14 protein-coding genes and 1 pseudogene are annotated in these 14,451 nt (G+C 46.5%); 6 read left to right on the forward strand and 9 right to left on the reverse strand.

Annotated elements, in window-relative coordinates:
• The first annotated feature begins 119 nt into the window (after positions 1-119).
• Positions 120-416: a polyribonucleotide nucleotidyltransferase gene (locus NDA06_RS18080; RefSeq protein ID WP_199324119.1), complete on the forward strand. Its 297-nt coding sequence runs from the start codon at positions 120-122 to the stop codon at positions 414-416.
• Positions 417-557: 141 nt separating this feature from the next.
• Positions 558-854, forward strand: coding sequence for an acylphosphatase (locus tag NDA06_RS18085; RefSeq protein WP_190986173.1), 297 nt, complete (start codon positions 558-560; stop codon positions 852-854).
• Between the two features lie 8 nt (positions 855-862).
• On the opposite strand, the gene ggt is transcribed toward NDA06_RS18085, so the two are convergent.
• Complete coding sequence (ggt, locus tag NDA06_RS18090; protein ID WP_190986174.1) at positions 863-2,419, reverse strand: gamma-glutamyltransferase; 1,557 nt, start codon at positions 2,417-2,419, stop codon at positions 863-865.
• 598 nt (positions 2,420-3,017) lie between these two features.
• On the opposite strand from ggt, the gene NDA06_RS18095 reads away from it, so the two are divergent.
• Complete coding sequence (locus NDA06_RS18095; RefSeq protein WP_190986175.1) at positions 3,018-4,064, forward strand: 3-deoxy-7-phosphoheptulonate synthase; 1,047 nt, start codon at positions 3,018-3,020, stop codon at positions 4,062-4,064.
• Between the two features lie 94 nt (positions 4,065-4,158).
• Here NDA06_RS18095 and NDA06_RS18100 read toward each other — a convergent pair whose 3' ends face one another.
• The 4 genes from NDA06_RS18100 to NDA06_RS18115 all read right to left on the reverse strand — a co-directional run bounded on the left by NDA06_RS18100 (position 4,159) and on the right by NDA06_RS18115 (position 8,665).
• Positions 4,159-4,416: a hypothetical protein gene (locus tag NDA06_RS18100; protein WP_190534874.1), complete on the reverse strand. Its 258-nt coding sequence runs from the start codon at positions 4,414-4,416 to the stop codon at positions 4,159-4,161.
• 358 nt (positions 4,417-4,774) lie between these two features.
• Positions 4,775-5,941 (reverse strand): pyridoxal phosphate-dependent aminotransferase, encoded by a 1,167-nt coding sequence (locus NDA06_RS18105; protein ID WP_190986176.1) that lies wholly within the window; start codon positions 5,939-5,941, stop codon positions 4,775-4,777.
• Positions 5,942-6,258: 317 nt separating this feature from the next.
• Complete coding sequence (locus tag NDA06_RS18110; protein ID WP_190429513.1) at positions 6,259-7,341, reverse strand: class I fructose-bisphosphate aldolase; 1,083 nt, start codon at positions 7,339-7,341, stop codon at positions 6,259-6,261.
• A 205-nt stretch (positions 7,342-7,546) separates the two neighbouring features.
• Positions 7,547-8,665, reverse strand: coding sequence for an aldo/keto reductase (locus NDA06_RS18115; protein WP_190986177.1), 1,119 nt, complete (start codon positions 8,663-8,665; stop codon positions 7,547-7,549).
• A gap of 147 nt (positions 8,666-8,812) precedes the next feature.
• Here NDA06_RS18115 and NDA06_RS18120 point away from each other — a divergent pair, with 147 nt between their 5' ends.
• On the forward strand, positions 8,813-9,190 hold the full coding sequence (locus NDA06_RS18120; RefSeq protein ID WP_190410595.1) for a VOC family protein: 378 nt from the start codon (positions 8,813-8,815) through the stop codon (positions 9,188-9,190).
• A 114-nt stretch (positions 9,191-9,304) separates the two neighbouring features.
• On the opposite strand, the gene NDA06_RS18125 is transcribed toward NDA06_RS18120, so the two are convergent.
• Positions 9,305-9,604 (reverse strand): hypothetical protein, encoded by a 300-nt coding sequence (locus NDA06_RS18125; RefSeq protein ID WP_190410594.1) that lies wholly within the window; start codon positions 9,602-9,604, stop codon positions 9,305-9,307.
• A 112-nt stretch (positions 9,605-9,716) separates the two neighbouring features.
• Positions 9,717-10,433 carry a phosphoribosyltransferase family protein gene (locus NDA06_RS18130; protein ID WP_190986178.1) on the reverse strand — a complete coding sequence of 239 codons (717 nt, stop codon included), beginning with the start codon at positions 10,431-10,433 and terminating at the stop codon, positions 9,717-9,719.
• 262 nt (positions 10,434-10,695) lie between these two features.
• Here NDA06_RS18130 and NDA06_RS18135 point away from each other — a divergent pair, with 262 nt between their 5' ends.
• Entirely contained in the window at positions 10,696-11,403 is a 708-nt protein-coding gene (locus tag NDA06_RS18135) for a uracil-DNA glycosylase (protein WP_190986179.1), read from the forward strand.
• 10 nt (positions 11,404-11,413) lie between these two features.
• On the opposite strand, the gene NDA06_RS18140 is transcribed toward NDA06_RS18135, so the two are convergent.
• Positions 11,414-12,178 carry a HEAT repeat domain-containing protein gene (locus NDA06_RS18140; RefSeq protein WP_190410906.1) on the reverse strand — a complete coding sequence of 255 codons (765 nt, stop codon included), beginning with the start codon at positions 12,176-12,178 and terminating at the stop codon, positions 11,414-11,416.
• Between the two features lie 1,344 nt (positions 12,179-13,522).
• Between NDA06_RS18140 and NDA06_RS18145 the strand changes: the two are divergent.
• Positions 13,523-13,621 (forward strand): annotated as a pseudogene (locus tag NDA06_RS18145) (IS1 family transposase); the annotation flags it as partial.
• 180 nt (positions 13,622-13,801) lie between these two features.
• Here NDA06_RS18145 and NDA06_RS18150 read toward each other — a convergent pair.
• Positions 13,802-14,341: a GNAT family N-acetyltransferase gene (locus NDA06_RS18150; protein WP_190429519.1), complete on the reverse strand. Its 540-nt coding sequence runs from the start codon at positions 14,339-14,341 to the stop codon at positions 13,802-13,804.
• Between the last annotated feature and the right edge of the window lie 110 nt (positions 14,342-14,451).

A 14,451-nucleotide genomic window follows, 5' to 3' on the forward strand; every position in this document is an offset into this window, starting at 1 on the left:
GCTCTACCTGTTGGAAGAGATATTGACCAAATTCCTGTGACAAACTTCTAGAATTACGACAGCTTTAATAAAAGAAATTCTCAACTTAACTTTGGAGGGACATTATGGGAATCGGCGATATGTTCAGAAACATACCCGGTTTGAATAGGGAAGGAGGCGATCGAGATCAGGAGTACCGCGATCGCAATGAAGATCGAGAATACCGCGATCGCAATGAAGATCGAGAGTACCGCGATCGCAATGAAGATCGAGAATACCGCGCTCGCGATAGGTATCGTGACGGAAATGATGATGACGATGATGACGATCGCAAAGATAGATATCGTAGTGAACATCGCGATGATGATGACGACGATGATGACGAACATAAGCACAGCCATCGCTGCAAACACCATGACGATGATGACGACGATTAAAATGGTTGGGTTGGATTAACCATCCACACAATCTGCCAAAGAATTAAATGGCGTTAGCTCAATAGCTGACGCCATTCCTGCTTAAAATGAACCCAGGCAATACTTTTAAGCTTAAAAGCTGTCGTAGACAGGAAAAAATAGATGCAGAATTCATCACCCCCGACGGGGCAAATCCGCGCCCACGTAATCGTTTCAGGAACCGTTCAGGGAGTTGGTTTTCGGTTCTCAACGTTGGATGAAGCGATCCAGCTAGGCGTCAGCGGCGGGGTGCAAAATCTCCCCGATGGGCGTGTAGAAGCTGTTTTTGAAGGAAGCAAGGCAGATGTTGAAGAGGTAATTCAATGGTGTCACAAAGGGCCACCTGCTGCTGTGGTGAAAGCGGTGGCGGTTGAGTACGAAACGCCAGAAGGATTGCGCGGATTTGAAATGTGGCGATAGAGGCAATTTTAGCAGGTCGCGATGACTCCACTTCTACGGCGATCGCCAGCGCCGGTTATTAATCCTTCCGAATTTTCCATGACACTATGAACGCCACCAAAAAACATATTCTTCTGTTTCCAAAAAATAAATTTATTACTACCTGGAAGCATCAGATTTTTAAGTTCTTCTTCGCTAAAGCCGGGTTCAAGATTAAAAATATCACTTTCCCAATGAAGGCGAGGATGATTTACTGCTGCATCAACGTCCATTTTAAAATCAATAATATTAGAAATAACTTGTAAAATTGCAGTTCTAATTCGATTCGAGCCACCAGAACCTAAAACAATCTCTGGTTGATTATTCTTAAGTACAATAGTCGGAGCCATCATTGAAGAAATCCGCGTATTTTCTTCCCAGTTATGAAATCCATGCGGATTTAAATCGGCTTCTCCTAGCATATTATTCAGCATAATCCCAGTTCCCGGAATCACATAAGAAGAACCCTCTCCGTTGGAAGTGGTAACACTCGCCGCATTACCTTCGCTATCAACCACACTGATATGAGTAGTGCTTCCCCATTTATTGACAACTTCAGTTAATTGATCTTCATAAATAGCCAAATGTTCAGATGATAAGAAAGTTTGGGCAATCTCTTCTGTATGAGTATAAGCGTCATATCTATCCGTTCTGGCTTCATTGGTTAGGCGCATCACATGAGCTAATATTCCTAAATGGCCAGAACTGCCAAACTCTATATTAGTTAAATCAACTTTTGAAAGCAGTTCTAAAGCAAAAGCAATCAGAATGCCGCCAGAACTGGGTGGAGGATTGGTTAAGAAGGTGTTCCCCCGGTAATTCATCACCAGAGGCTTTCTCTCGATTACTCGATAATTCTTAAGGTCTTCTAAGGTTAAATAACCTCCATAATCTTGGCAATCCTTGACTAAGCGTTGGGCAATTTCACCCTCGTAAAATTCTCTAATTCCACTTTCAGATAAATAAGTTAACGTATCGGCAAAATCACTCATCAAAACTGTTCCTCCAGGCTGGACAAGTTTCCCCTCTGGGGCAAAAACCTGCTGCATCTCTTTAGAGCCAAGCAGCATGGGGCTGAGGATTGTCAAACAGTAATAGGTAAAATCGTTTAGTTCGACACCCGTTTTTGCATAACGGATTGCCGGTTCAGCAACCACCTTAAAAGGTAATCTACCTAATTTCTGATGAACGTGGAAAACGCCCTTGAGGTTGCCTGGAACAGCCATTGAACCAAGCCCAATATGGAACTCTTGAACTGCATCGCCAAAATTAATTGCAACTGGATAAAAATTAAGCTGTTCCTGACTTCTTTTGTATCGTGGTGTTTGAGAAAAGAAGTCAAACAAAGTATTTTGATTATCCTGAGTATGGGCTAAAAGAAACCCACCACCCCCCGCAGATGTCAGGGCAGTTTCGGTAACGCAAGAGGCTAGGATTGCAGCCGCCGCTGCATCAAATGCGTTCCCCCCTAATTGGAGCATCTCAATTCCAGCTTCGGCTGTTTTTTGATGTCCAGCAGCAATAACACCGTGAGTTTTTTTATACATAAATATTGAGTACGAAAAGCTAGAGGGAATAGAAGCTAGGTTGTCAGTATGTATGGCGAGCGCGCTTTCTTATATTTGCATCATGAGAGTGCTGCGAGCGTCGGATCTCGATTGAATATAATAAACTTGGCAGGACAAACAAAATGATATTACCGACTTTACTAGAGATCAAGGATTCTATCTGTGCCTTATGCCTCGAAAAAAACAGTGGTTGCTGAAAGGTATCCCTTGGTAAGGGCAAAACAGGAAATCTACACAAGATAAATTCACTGATTTAAAATACATGAAAAACTACCTAAGAGGGCTAGCACTCCAAGCATCTCAGCAGAAATCGCGGAAATCGGTGAGGAGTTGCCGTTGCTGAAATAGATGTTTAGCAACCCGGAGAGATTCAGGGAAGCGATCGCTCTCAACTTGGGTGAGGGTGCATCCAGGTAGCGATCGCTTCCCTAAGATGTGCTTCGGGGAATCCTTGCAGCTAGGGTTCAGCGTTTTTATTAATTTTTTTATCTAAGTTAGATGAATTTTTTCACCCTGTCTATAACATTACATTTGGACTTCAATCCCTAACGTATACAAAAACCAGGAATTATACCCGATGGAAACTCAATTATTCAACACTCATATTGAAGATTCGCATATTCTCTTAACTCCAAATGAAGTTAAATCAAAATTACCTTTAACAGATGAGGCGGAAAAAACCGTCTTAAACTTTAGGAATGAAATAGAGGATATCCTAGATGGGAAAGATAGTCGAAAATTTATTGTGGTTGGCCCTTGTTCTATTCATGATGTAAAATCTGCTGAAGAATACGCCTATAGGCTAAAAAATCTCTCCGATCGAGTGAACGATAAGCTGCTGCTGATCATGAGAGTGTATTTTGAAAAACCAAGGACTACTGTGGGATGGAAAGGATTAATTAACGATCCGGATATGGATGATTCTTTCCACATAGAAAAGGGTTTATTAACTGCACGGAGTTTATTAATCAAAATAACTGAATTGGGATTACCTACTGCTACAGAAGCTCTCGATCCTATAATTCCACAATATATTGGCGAATTGATTGCATGGTCTGCAATTGGGGCACGCACAACCGAATCGCAAACTCACCGCGAAATGGCAAGCGGACTTTCAATGCCTGTAGGTTTTAAAAATGGTACTGATGGTAGCGTTCAAGTCGCTTTAAATGCTCTGGAGTCAGCTAGAAAACCTCACCATTTTCTAGGGATCAATGCAACGGGACAGGTGAGCATTTTTAAAACGAAAGGAAATGCTTACGGTCATATTATTTTACGGGGCGGTGCCAAACAGCCTAACTTTGATGCTGCAAATGTAAAAATTGCGGAGGAAAAATTAAAAGCAGCTAATTTACCTCCAAAAATTGTCATTGACTGTAGTCACGGAAATTCAAATAAAGACTATAAAAAACAGTCAGCAGTTTTTGAAAATGTTATTCAACAAATATTGGAGGGGAATGCTTCAATCGTTGGCATGATGCTGGAATCAAATTTGTACGAAGGCAATCAACCCATTCCTAGCCAATTAGAAGAATTAAAATACGGGGTTTCAGTAACAGATAAATGTATTAATTGGGAGGAAACAGAAAGGATTATTTTAGCTGCCTACGAGAAGCTAAAGTAAAAAAGCAGTTTTTTAAAAGTGAGAACTGACAAGTCAGCGCAACGCTCTCGCCTGTGCTTGTAGTATCGGTGAAGGTAGTTTCACCGATACTAAACTAAGTGTTTTCTCCTTCTACTTGGAATGGATGTTCGCCTACACCTAGCTGCTTTTTTGAATCTTCTAACTGTTTCCAAAGCATTTCAAGGTCTTGGAAAGCTTTCTCTAGAGGAATTTTGCCATTGCTTGCCAGACAACTGATATAAGTTGCTTTTTGAGCAAATTCTTGTAGATTTGCATTAAAAACTAAATTTTCTGGTTTTACATCGCCATAGTAACGGCTGTGAGAATATATAAAATTGGAAGTTACTAACATTTTATTTATCTCCGCTTGTGAAATTCTGTATCTTAATTCTTACTATGCACTGCAATCTCTGTCGGGATAAGTGATAGCTGTCTACAAAAAAAGTGACGCATATCAACCTTATGAGTGATGAAACTAATAAATAAGATTTAAAGTCGCATTCGTTGAGTGATGGCAATCTCAATAGAATGCGATCGCAATCTTCCGCTTATGTGATGCAAATCACAAGAAGCAGCTTCTTTGTATTTTGCTCGTGGCCAATTTTAGACAAAGCGATCGCAAAGTAGCATCCCAGAAACCCTAAGAATCACGGGTGCTACTTTACCAATTTTGTTCAGTGAGTGACGAGATCGTTTTCCCCAGCTCTGGACTAAACTAGCGATCGCACAAACTTATCTAATCTGTCCATGCCTTTCTCAATCGAGGTCATATCCGTCGCGTAAGATAAACGGATGTGGTCATCGGCACCAAAAGCAATCCCTGGAATGGCAGCAACTTGCTGAGATTCTAGTAAAGCATCACAGAATTCTAGAGAAGTTAAACCCGTCTTGCCGATATTAATGAACAAATAGAAAGCACCGTCAGGCTTGGCACAACTGAGTCCAGAAATAGCGTTGAGACGCTCTAACATTACCTGTCGCCGTTCGGCAAAGGCGAGGCGCATTTGTTCCACGCACTCTTGAGAACCTTCCAAGGCAGCGATCGCGCCAAATTGTGCAAAAGTACACACATTCGAGGTGCTGTGCCCTTGGATGGTACTCATTGTTTTAATCAATTTTACGGGACCCGCGAGATAACCAATTCGCCAACCCGTCATTGAGTAAGCTTTTGCAAACCCATTGCTAATGAGGGTGCGCTCAAAAATCTCTGATCCCAGCGAACCAATACTAATCTGTTGCGCTCCATCATAGATAATCTTTTCGTAAATCTCATCGGAGACAACCAGAATATCTTTCTCTACCACCACCTCTGCCAATGCTGCCAACTCTGCTGGCGTATAGACGATGCCGGTGGGATTAGAAGGGGAATTGAGGACAAAGAGCTTCGTCCGTTCGGTACAAGATGAGCGGAGTTGCTCCGGCGTAATTTTATAGCCGGTGGAGGCATCTGTCTGCACAATCACCGGAGTCCCACCCGCTAGAACCACCATATCCGGATAACTGAGCCAGTAGGGAGCGGGGATAATCACCTCATCCCCCGCCTCAATCAGCGCCATGTGCAGGTTATAGAGGGAATGTTTGCCACCGTTGGTAACGATGACATTTTCAGCCATGTAGCTGAGTCCATTATCAGTTTGTAGCTTGTGAGCGATCGCTTGCCTTAACTTCGGTTCCCCAGCCGCTGGCCCGTACTTGGTCTTGCCCTCGTCTAGCGCTTTTTGGGCAGCGATTTTGATATGCGTCGGGGTGTCGAAATCCGGTTCCCCAGCACTCAAACTACAAACATCCATTCCTTCCGCCTTCATCGCCTTGGCTTTAGCTGCGATCGCCAATGTTAAAGAAGGCTGTACTTGCTCCACTCGTGCTGCCAGCTTCATCCTTACCCCACTCTTGAGACTAACTTAGAGAGCCGTTGCCAAAGTAACTTAGCTTGTGCGATCGCGTTGCGCTGACTTGCCAGTTCGCTCTTGGTAACTCTCTAGTCTTTCAGAGTAGCCTGCAATCAGGCTCCAGGTTGGCATTTTTTTTACTTTTTAAACGAATTCCTTGTTTTTACCTGCATCCTGACAATTAACCACTAAGGCACAAAGACACTCAGGAAACACAAAGTTTTCCATTTTAGTGTCGTTGTACCTTAGAGGTTCTTTGAAAACACGCTTTGGCGCTTATGGATCTGGATAAACAGACCCCGCGCTCAAGCAATGGTTACATCTGGTGACAGATAAACATCTTGGATGGCGTTAAATAGCTTCACTCCTTCCTCAAACGGACGCTGGAAGGTTTTACGACCGGAAATCAATCCAGTACCCCCAGCCCGTTTGTTAATGACGGCGGTGCGGATTGCTTCGGCAAAGTCGTTTTTACCTGACGCACCTCCGGAATTAATCAATCCAGCGCGACCAGAGTAGCAATTTAGCACCTGGTAGCGGGTGAGATCGATCGGGTGGTCGGTCGTCAGGTCGGTGTAAACTCGATCGTGGGTTTTGCCGTAACTTTGACCTGTGGCTTTGGCAACCGCAGCATATCCGTTGTTGCATTCAGGCAGCTTTTGTTTAATGATGTCTGCTTGAATGGTCACGCCCAAGTGGTTCGCCTGAGCCGTGAGATCTCCTGCCAGGTGATAGTCTTTGTCTTGCTTAAAAGCGTTGTTCCGGAGATAGCACCAAAGGATCGTTGCCATCCCATATTCGTGGGCGAGTTCAAAAGCTTGGCTGACTTCCTGAATTTGGCGGGTAGATTGATCTGAACCAAAGTAAATCGTTGCCCCGACCGCAGTTGCCCCCAAATTCCATGCTTGCTCGATAGAGGCAAACATTATCTGGTCGAATTGATTGGGGTAAGTGAGCAGTTCGTTGTGGTTAATCTTGAGAATGAAGGGGATTTTGTGGGCATACTTGCGAGAAACCATGCCCAAAACGCCCAGCGTGGTAGCAACGGCATTGCAACCGGCAGCGATCGCGAGTTTGACGATATTCTCAGGATCGAAATACATCGGGTTGGGTGCAAAAGAAGCACCCGCTGAGTGTTCGATTCCTTGGTCTACTGGCAGGATGGAAAGATAGCCAGTATTGGCTAAACGCCCGGTTGAATACAGTTGCTGGAGACTCCGCAGCACTTGCGGGTTGCGATCGCTAGCAGCAAAAATTCGGTCTACAAAATCAGGCCCTGGCAGATGCAGTAAATCTTTAGAAATCTTCGCTTTGTGAGTCAGAAGGTCTTCTGCTTCTTGACCAAGATTCGACTCTAGAAAACTGGGCATAGATAGCGTAGTAGTCATAGCCGTTTTCCTAAAAACTTGAGTTTTGGTGAGCAGTACTGATGCAGGGAAGAGGGGTAATCAATCAAAAGTTTTGTTAGAGTAGCGCGTGTTTAATTCTGAGTTTTGAGTTTAAAATGCTTTATTCAAAACTCATCACTCCAATTCCAATTACCACCCGTCTTTAATCAACGAGAGAACTATCCTTAAAAGCTAGCGTACCGCTTCAAGTTTCAACTTGCTCTTTTGGTGGAAATCCGTGCTGTTCTCTACCCGGTGACCCGTCGTACTTCTTTGATGTTTTGTAAAGTTCAAAGCGCCCATCAGCAGCATAGGTTGCATAACGCGATCGCACGGCTTGCATTTCCTCTGGAGTCATCGGCGTGAAACCCCTGGCAATATTCAAGTTCTGGCGCAGCACTTGTAGCGAGTCAATCCCACTCACTGTCGTCGCCACGGGAAGACTCATGGCATAGCGTAACGCTTCTTGAACGGTGACAACGCCTGCTTTAATCGGTTCGCCCTCACCGCCGAGACTTTTCATGCCAATGGCGGCAATCCCGCGCTTGTTGAGTTCTGGGAGAACTTGTTTCTCAAAGCTGCGAAAGCTGGCGTCAAAACAATTTAGCGGCAGTTGCACCGTATCAAAGGGGTAATCATAGGAAAGCATTTTCAGGTGAATTGCCGGATCTTTGTGACCTGTGAAGCCAACAAACCGAACTTTACCCTGCTGCTTGGCTTCATCTAAAGCCTCGATAACACCCCCTTTGGCGAAATGCCTTTCCGGGTCGTTGTCGTAAACAACTTCGTGAACTTGCCATAAGTCGATATAATCCGTCTTCAGACGCCGCAAAGATTGCTCTAGTTGCTGCATGGCGACTTTGCGATCGCGTCCGTGGGTACAAACTTTGGTCATCACAAAAGCTTTATCCCGCCGCCCTTGCAGCGCCTTCCCCAGCCGTTGTTCGCTGACACCTTCGTTATATTCCCAGGCGTTGTCCATAAAGGTGACACCCGCATCCAGCGCTTCTTGAACAATCCGAATCGCTTCGGGTTCGTTCGGAACTCCCAAGTGAAAGCCGCCGAGTGTCAGCGCGGAAACTTCTACGCCAGTGCGTCCGAGTTTTCGGCGGGGAATCTCGCCTGCTTTGATGGGCGTCACCTGGGAAGTTGGCGATAGATTCGTTTCAGCATTGACTTGTTGGTGTGGGTGTAGCAAAATCCGATCGGCGATCGCGACTCCAGCTCCCAAAACGCCGAGTCGTTGCAGAAACTGCCTGCGCTTCCAGTTCAGAATTTCTTGGCGACGATTCTGGGCTGCGGTATCATCATGTGCATCTGGCATGAACTGACCCTGCTGATTTCTTTTATTTCTTCCTAGAATTAATATTTTTGTTAGTGTATTTCACCCGTCTCTAGATAGGTTATTCACTTCTCTTAAAAATCCAATTTATTAAGGCTTAACCTTTTTTTCAGGTGATTCCTAACAAATATGCTTTTCCAATGCACCGCCGCACTCGTCACTTTAGCAACCGTTGACCTTGAAGTTCTAGTGCTTTTCTATACCAATCTGCTCAACCAAAACCCAAATCCCTACATCCCGAATATTTACGCTGAATTTCAGTTGCCTGGATTTCGCTTAGGAATTTTCAGACCTAAAGAAACGCACTTATCAGAGTTTGAATCAGCTAAAAGTGGAATGAGCTTGTGTTTAGAAGTGACTGACTTAGAAGGGGCAATTTCTCACCTAACTGCCCTCGGATACCCACCCCCAGGAGAAATTTTTATCGCTTCTCATGGCAGAGAAGTCTATGCTTACGATCCCATAGGAAATCGGTTAATTCTTCACCAAGTATTTGCTATTTGTTAAAATTTTTACTTATTTTTGAAGAAAAGGTATCGCTTGATAATTTTAAATTTGCATGATTTAAAATTATCCAATAGTGTGTGAAATTACATTTTGAAATCTAAATTTGAAACAGGATTACTTGAGGTAAACGGCTAAGTCAGAAAAGCTACAAAAACTATAGATTAGTAACAGGATGGCGAGAATCTGCATCACGCGCAAATGGGGCGAGGGCATGAGAGTTTCGCGTACCCACATTGACATCGCAGCTCCAATGGCATAGCTTGAACTTAAAAGCAGATAAGGCCAGTCTTTGGTAATTTCCCAGCTCATCAGTAAGCCGATAGCTAACCCGGTCATCAGCAACTCAACGAACCAAGGTGGATTGTACTGGCTAGAAAAAACTAAAGTGCGCCACCAAAATTGTATAGGTCTCATCGATCGGTTGTTATTTTTTAAAAGAGCCATTAACGATTAACTAACGGTTAATCGTTAATAAAAAAATCAATCTAGGACTACTAGTTAAGATAATCAAAATTAAACAGTTTGGCTATCTGCTTAGAGGTGCATCTGGAGGAGTTCCAGGGAAAATCTGCTGATTGTGCTGTTGTAAGTCAGCGATCGCTTCTTGTGTCTCAACTTGGGGAAATGCCTCATAGAAGCGACTGACACTGAGGAAAGGATCGGGTGCTTGGAGGATAATCACGCGATCGCTCCAAGATAATAGCCAATCGCCTAATCCTATCGGTGCCACCGGACTACAAACCCAAACCGCAGCAGGTTCTTGGGCTTTCAAAGCGTAAGCGGCGGCTGCCATTGTCATGCCGGTAGCAATGCCATCGTCAATCAAAATAGCGATCGCACCGCGAGGATTCACGGATAAGCAGCTAGGAGAAAGCTGACTGTAGAGCGCCGCAGCTTTTTCTTGGGCTTGGTGCAACGCCGCTTCCCGTAGCTGATTATTTTCGGGATCTTTCCGCGATCGCTTTGCTTGGTACCAGATAACGTGCCCATCTGACGTGACGGCACCAATCGCCAGTTCTGGATTTTCAGGACGGGTAATTTTTTTAGCGACAACGATATCCACCGGGCAACCCAGACAGCGTGCTACCGGCACAGCCACCGGAATGCCGCCGCGAGGCAGTGCATAAACGATAGGCTGAACGCTCAAGCCTTGAGCCTGGAGCTGCTTAATCTCTGCCAGAATAGGCTGAGCTAGCTGCTCGCCAGCAGTAATGCGATCGCGGAAAATTGGGGCTGATGACATGGCACCCTCCAGAAGTTGGCAGTGCGCTCGCCTCTATAATGGCTGATTTTCGCCAGATAAGGCAGAAATCGAGAGTCCATCCAAAGTATGAACTATCAAAGGGCAAGTGTGAACCCACCTTCAGCCTAAGAGTAACCGGAAGCTCAGAGAACCTAAGCCCTACGCTGACCTCAGTCAGCAGAGCGACCTTCCAGATTAGGTCAGCGGAGGGTCAATATTGTTAGGATTATTTCGGAAAAACCATAGACTATCCGCCAAATTCATGCCAAGCGAAGACCAACTCAGCCTTTTTGACACTTCAGGGATTAGCGAATCTACCACAGCCCAGCCTCAAGCACTAGAACTGATTCCGACAAGTGCCAAAATTCCTATTCCTGCTGGCACCTATCAAACAATGGCTCAGATGGCTGAGCATTGCAACCAATGCTATCGCTGTCAATTGGGCGAAACCCGCACAAACGCTGTAGTTGGACGCGGCAATCTCCAGGCACCCATTATGGTTGTGGGGGAAGCACCCGGTCAAAATGAAGACGAACAAGGCAAACCATTTGTCGGTAAATCGGGTCAGTTGCTAGATAAAATACTCGCGTCGGTGCAGCTAGATCCCGAACAGGACGTCTACATTGCCAATATTAATAAGTGCCGTCCCCCCGCTAATCGGGTTCCCACCCCCGATGAAATCGCTGCTTGCAAACCGTATCTGTTAGAACAGATCCGCATGGTAGACCCGAAAATTATCCTATTGACGGGCGCTACAGCAGTGAAAGGATTGACTGGCGATAAAAGAGGCATTACTAAGATTCGCGGCACTTGGATCGAGTGGGAAGGACGCCTGTGTATGCCGATTCTCCATCCAGCCTACCTGCTGCGGAATCCTGCCCGTGAAGCGGGCAGCCCCAAATGGTTAATGTGGCAGGATATTCAAGCGGTGCGGGCAAAGTTGGATGAAATCCGCAGTTCTCCAGGCTAATGTTGTCGGTTTACACGAGTCCTTCCTGTTCTAGGGTTTCAATCAGCTGAAGACCTCTGGGATCGCCGACTCTCAAAAGCGCAGCTTTTGCATCTTCTCGGACACCCATCTCTTCATCTTCTGCAAATGCCTCAATTAATCCATCAATGGCACCCGCGTAGACGGCATTAGAAGGCATTTCGCGGCAGAGTTGTCCTAACGACCAAGCACAGTTGCTACGGACTGCGGCGATCGGGTCTTGCCTTAGAGCTTCAATCAGGGGTGGAATTGATGCCACAATGGCTTCGTAGCCCAGTTCAGCCATTTGAGCTAACCCACTGGCTGCCCACAGACGCACGGCAGAAATATCGGTTTTTAAGGCGTCGGTGAGGGGTTCTAGCGAGCGGCGATCGCGGCAGTTTCCCAAAGCCCAAACAACACCTTTGCGGACGTAGCCATTCCAATCGTTGTTGAGCTGGGTTATCAACGGCACTACGGCTGTAGAACTGGGATTGCGCCCCAGTCCATAAGCAGCACTCACCCGCAGCAACGGGCAGGGGTCACTCAGCAAGTGAATTAAATGAGGAATCGCTCGTTCATCCTGGAGTTCGCAGAAAGCTCGTGCTGCTAGCATCCGTTGCTGCGTTCCAGGAGCCGTTAACAGTGCCAGCATCGCATCTGGATCTGGTTTAGGTTGGCTCTCTGCGTCGGCATCAAGCGGCTCTATTTGATCCAGAGGGCTTTCTAGCTCTATCTCTGGATCGAGTAAGCTCAAATCGTCATCGTCGTCATACATATTTGAATAAAGTACCACTACCGCTCCCCTTCCTCTAGTCTCTACTGGCAATGCCTGCTTGAGAGAGGCACGAAAGTTAAGAAAACTAACATTATGAGTTGCTAGACCCGATCAAAAAGTTGAATTTGGTATAGTACACGACACCAAGAGCCTTCTATTGTGATCCTTGATAACAGGGGGAGTAATGTGACAGACCACCTAGAGCCATATCGCCGGATGGTTCGTTCCATTCGATTCGTTCCCGCCTTGGGACCTACCCACCAATCTCAGCAGCCGGTGATGCCATTGCCGCAGGTCAATTTATCACCGTCAGTGCCATCTACCCCTCAACCTGCCCCTCAACCTGCCCCTCAACCTGCCCTCGATCCGTCCGAACACGTTAGCGGCTTGGTGCGAGAGGCAGTCTCGAAACCGACGGTGCTTCCCGTGACCTATGCGATCGCGGAAAATCTCGGCGATCGCATCAGCCGACTGACTGCTGCCAAACCAACGCGATCGCAACCGCCGGAAATTATAGCATTCAAAATTCCCCAGCCTGACCCCAACTGGAAGCCTGCCCCTCCAGTACCTGGTTGGGAGCAGCCAGTAGACGCGAGTTCTACGGCTCCCTCAGATGTCGCGGCACCGGAAGTTGAGTCACCATCCAGCTCAGTGCCAGGGACAGAAGCCCAAACTCCAGTCTCGGCACCGGAAGTAGAGTCATCACCCAGTTCAGTGCCAGAGACGGAAGCAGCACCCATTCCCGAACCCGTCAAGGAGACGCCCAGCGCCCTTCCAGAAGCAATATCTGAAACTCCAACGGCGGCACCGGAAGTGTCAGTTCAACCGACTGAGGAGACGACTGCTGCTGAGGCTGAGTCGCCAGAGGCGATCGCGCCGATAGAGGAACCAGAAGATACCCAAAAACCCTCTTTATTAGACAGGGCGGCGGCGGCGCTTCAGGCGGTGGTATCTGTTTTCGACAAGCCAGATGCCGACCAAAAAGAGCCTGCTGTAGAACCAGCACCTCCAGTCGAAGCCGAAATATCAGCGGCTACATCCGTTCCAGTCGAAGAGATCCCCAGCGAATCGGAAGTCGAAACCGAAACACCAACAGCCGAAGCTCCAGTGTCAGTTCAACCAGACGAGGAGACGGCTGCTGAGTCTTCGGAGGAAGCGATCGCTCCCAAGGATGAACCAGACGCCCCTCAACCAACTTTATTAGATAGAGCTGCATCAGCGCTTGAAGCAGTGGTATCTGTTTTCAACCAGCAACCAGAAGCAGACGACCAGAACGAACCCGCGGTAGAATCAGCACCCGCAGCCGTCCCAGAAGCCCAAGCAATAGAAACACCTCAGATTAACTGTCCAAAATGCGGCGCTACTGAGGTTCGGAAAAATGGGCACTATAAAAACAAGCAAAGATATGTTTGTAAAGACTGTGGGAAACAGTTTGTTGCCGCTGATGCTGGTGAAGAAGCCGAGCCACAAACGCAGACAAAGCCTGCTGTAACATCTGAAGCTCAGGCATTGCCAAAGACGCACAGCATTCCTGCCGTACCGGAAAAAACTTCTAAGGGCAAAGGGAAGAAACAGGCAAAAGGTTTTGGACGACCCAAAACAAAATAGCTTGCTTGGTCTTCCTTATGGCTGCGGTGTCTCAGGAAACAGCGGTTTCAGCATCCACAAAGACTGGGTTTGGTAGCCGAGGCTGCGGTAAAGATTCAACGCGGGTTGATTGGTTTGAAAGACTTGCAGACCCATTTGGCGATCGCCTCTTGCCCGCGCCCAGTCTTCGGCATGATTGACCAAAGCTTTTCCTATGCCACGTCGGCGGTGTTCTGGCAAGACATAGAGTAAAAAAATGTGGGCATGGCGATCGCCTGTCACCTGATCCACAGCATTTCCCAACCAAAGACAAGCTACTTGGGAAGGATGATGAACGGATGAGCCAGGAATTGAAGAATCTGTTTCTTCCTTTTTTCTTCCTTCTTCCTTTAGTTCGACCCACCACAAAGGCGTTTTTTTAGAAAAGTATTGCTCAACCGTTTCCGCTAGATGAGAAAAATCTTTTTGTTCTGGAAAAAGCTCCTGGTAAGTCAGCTGCATGAATTTCACGAGACTTGCTCGATTCAGACTCGATCCTTCGCGCAGCTGATACCCCGGCAATAACAGACAAGGCATTTTAGACTATCGATTTTAGATTGGAGGTCAATCCTAAATCCATCATTTCTAAGCCAAAATCAGATGCCGGTGCCTGAGCGTGTTCTCCAGGAGGATTGACTTCCTCAATA

The sequence above is a fragment of the Trichocoleus sp. ST-U1 genome (assembly GCF_039961835.1).
Taxonomy (GTDB): domain Bacteria; phylum Cyanobacteriota; class Cyanobacteriia; order Cyanobacteriales; family FACHB-T130; genus FACHB-T130.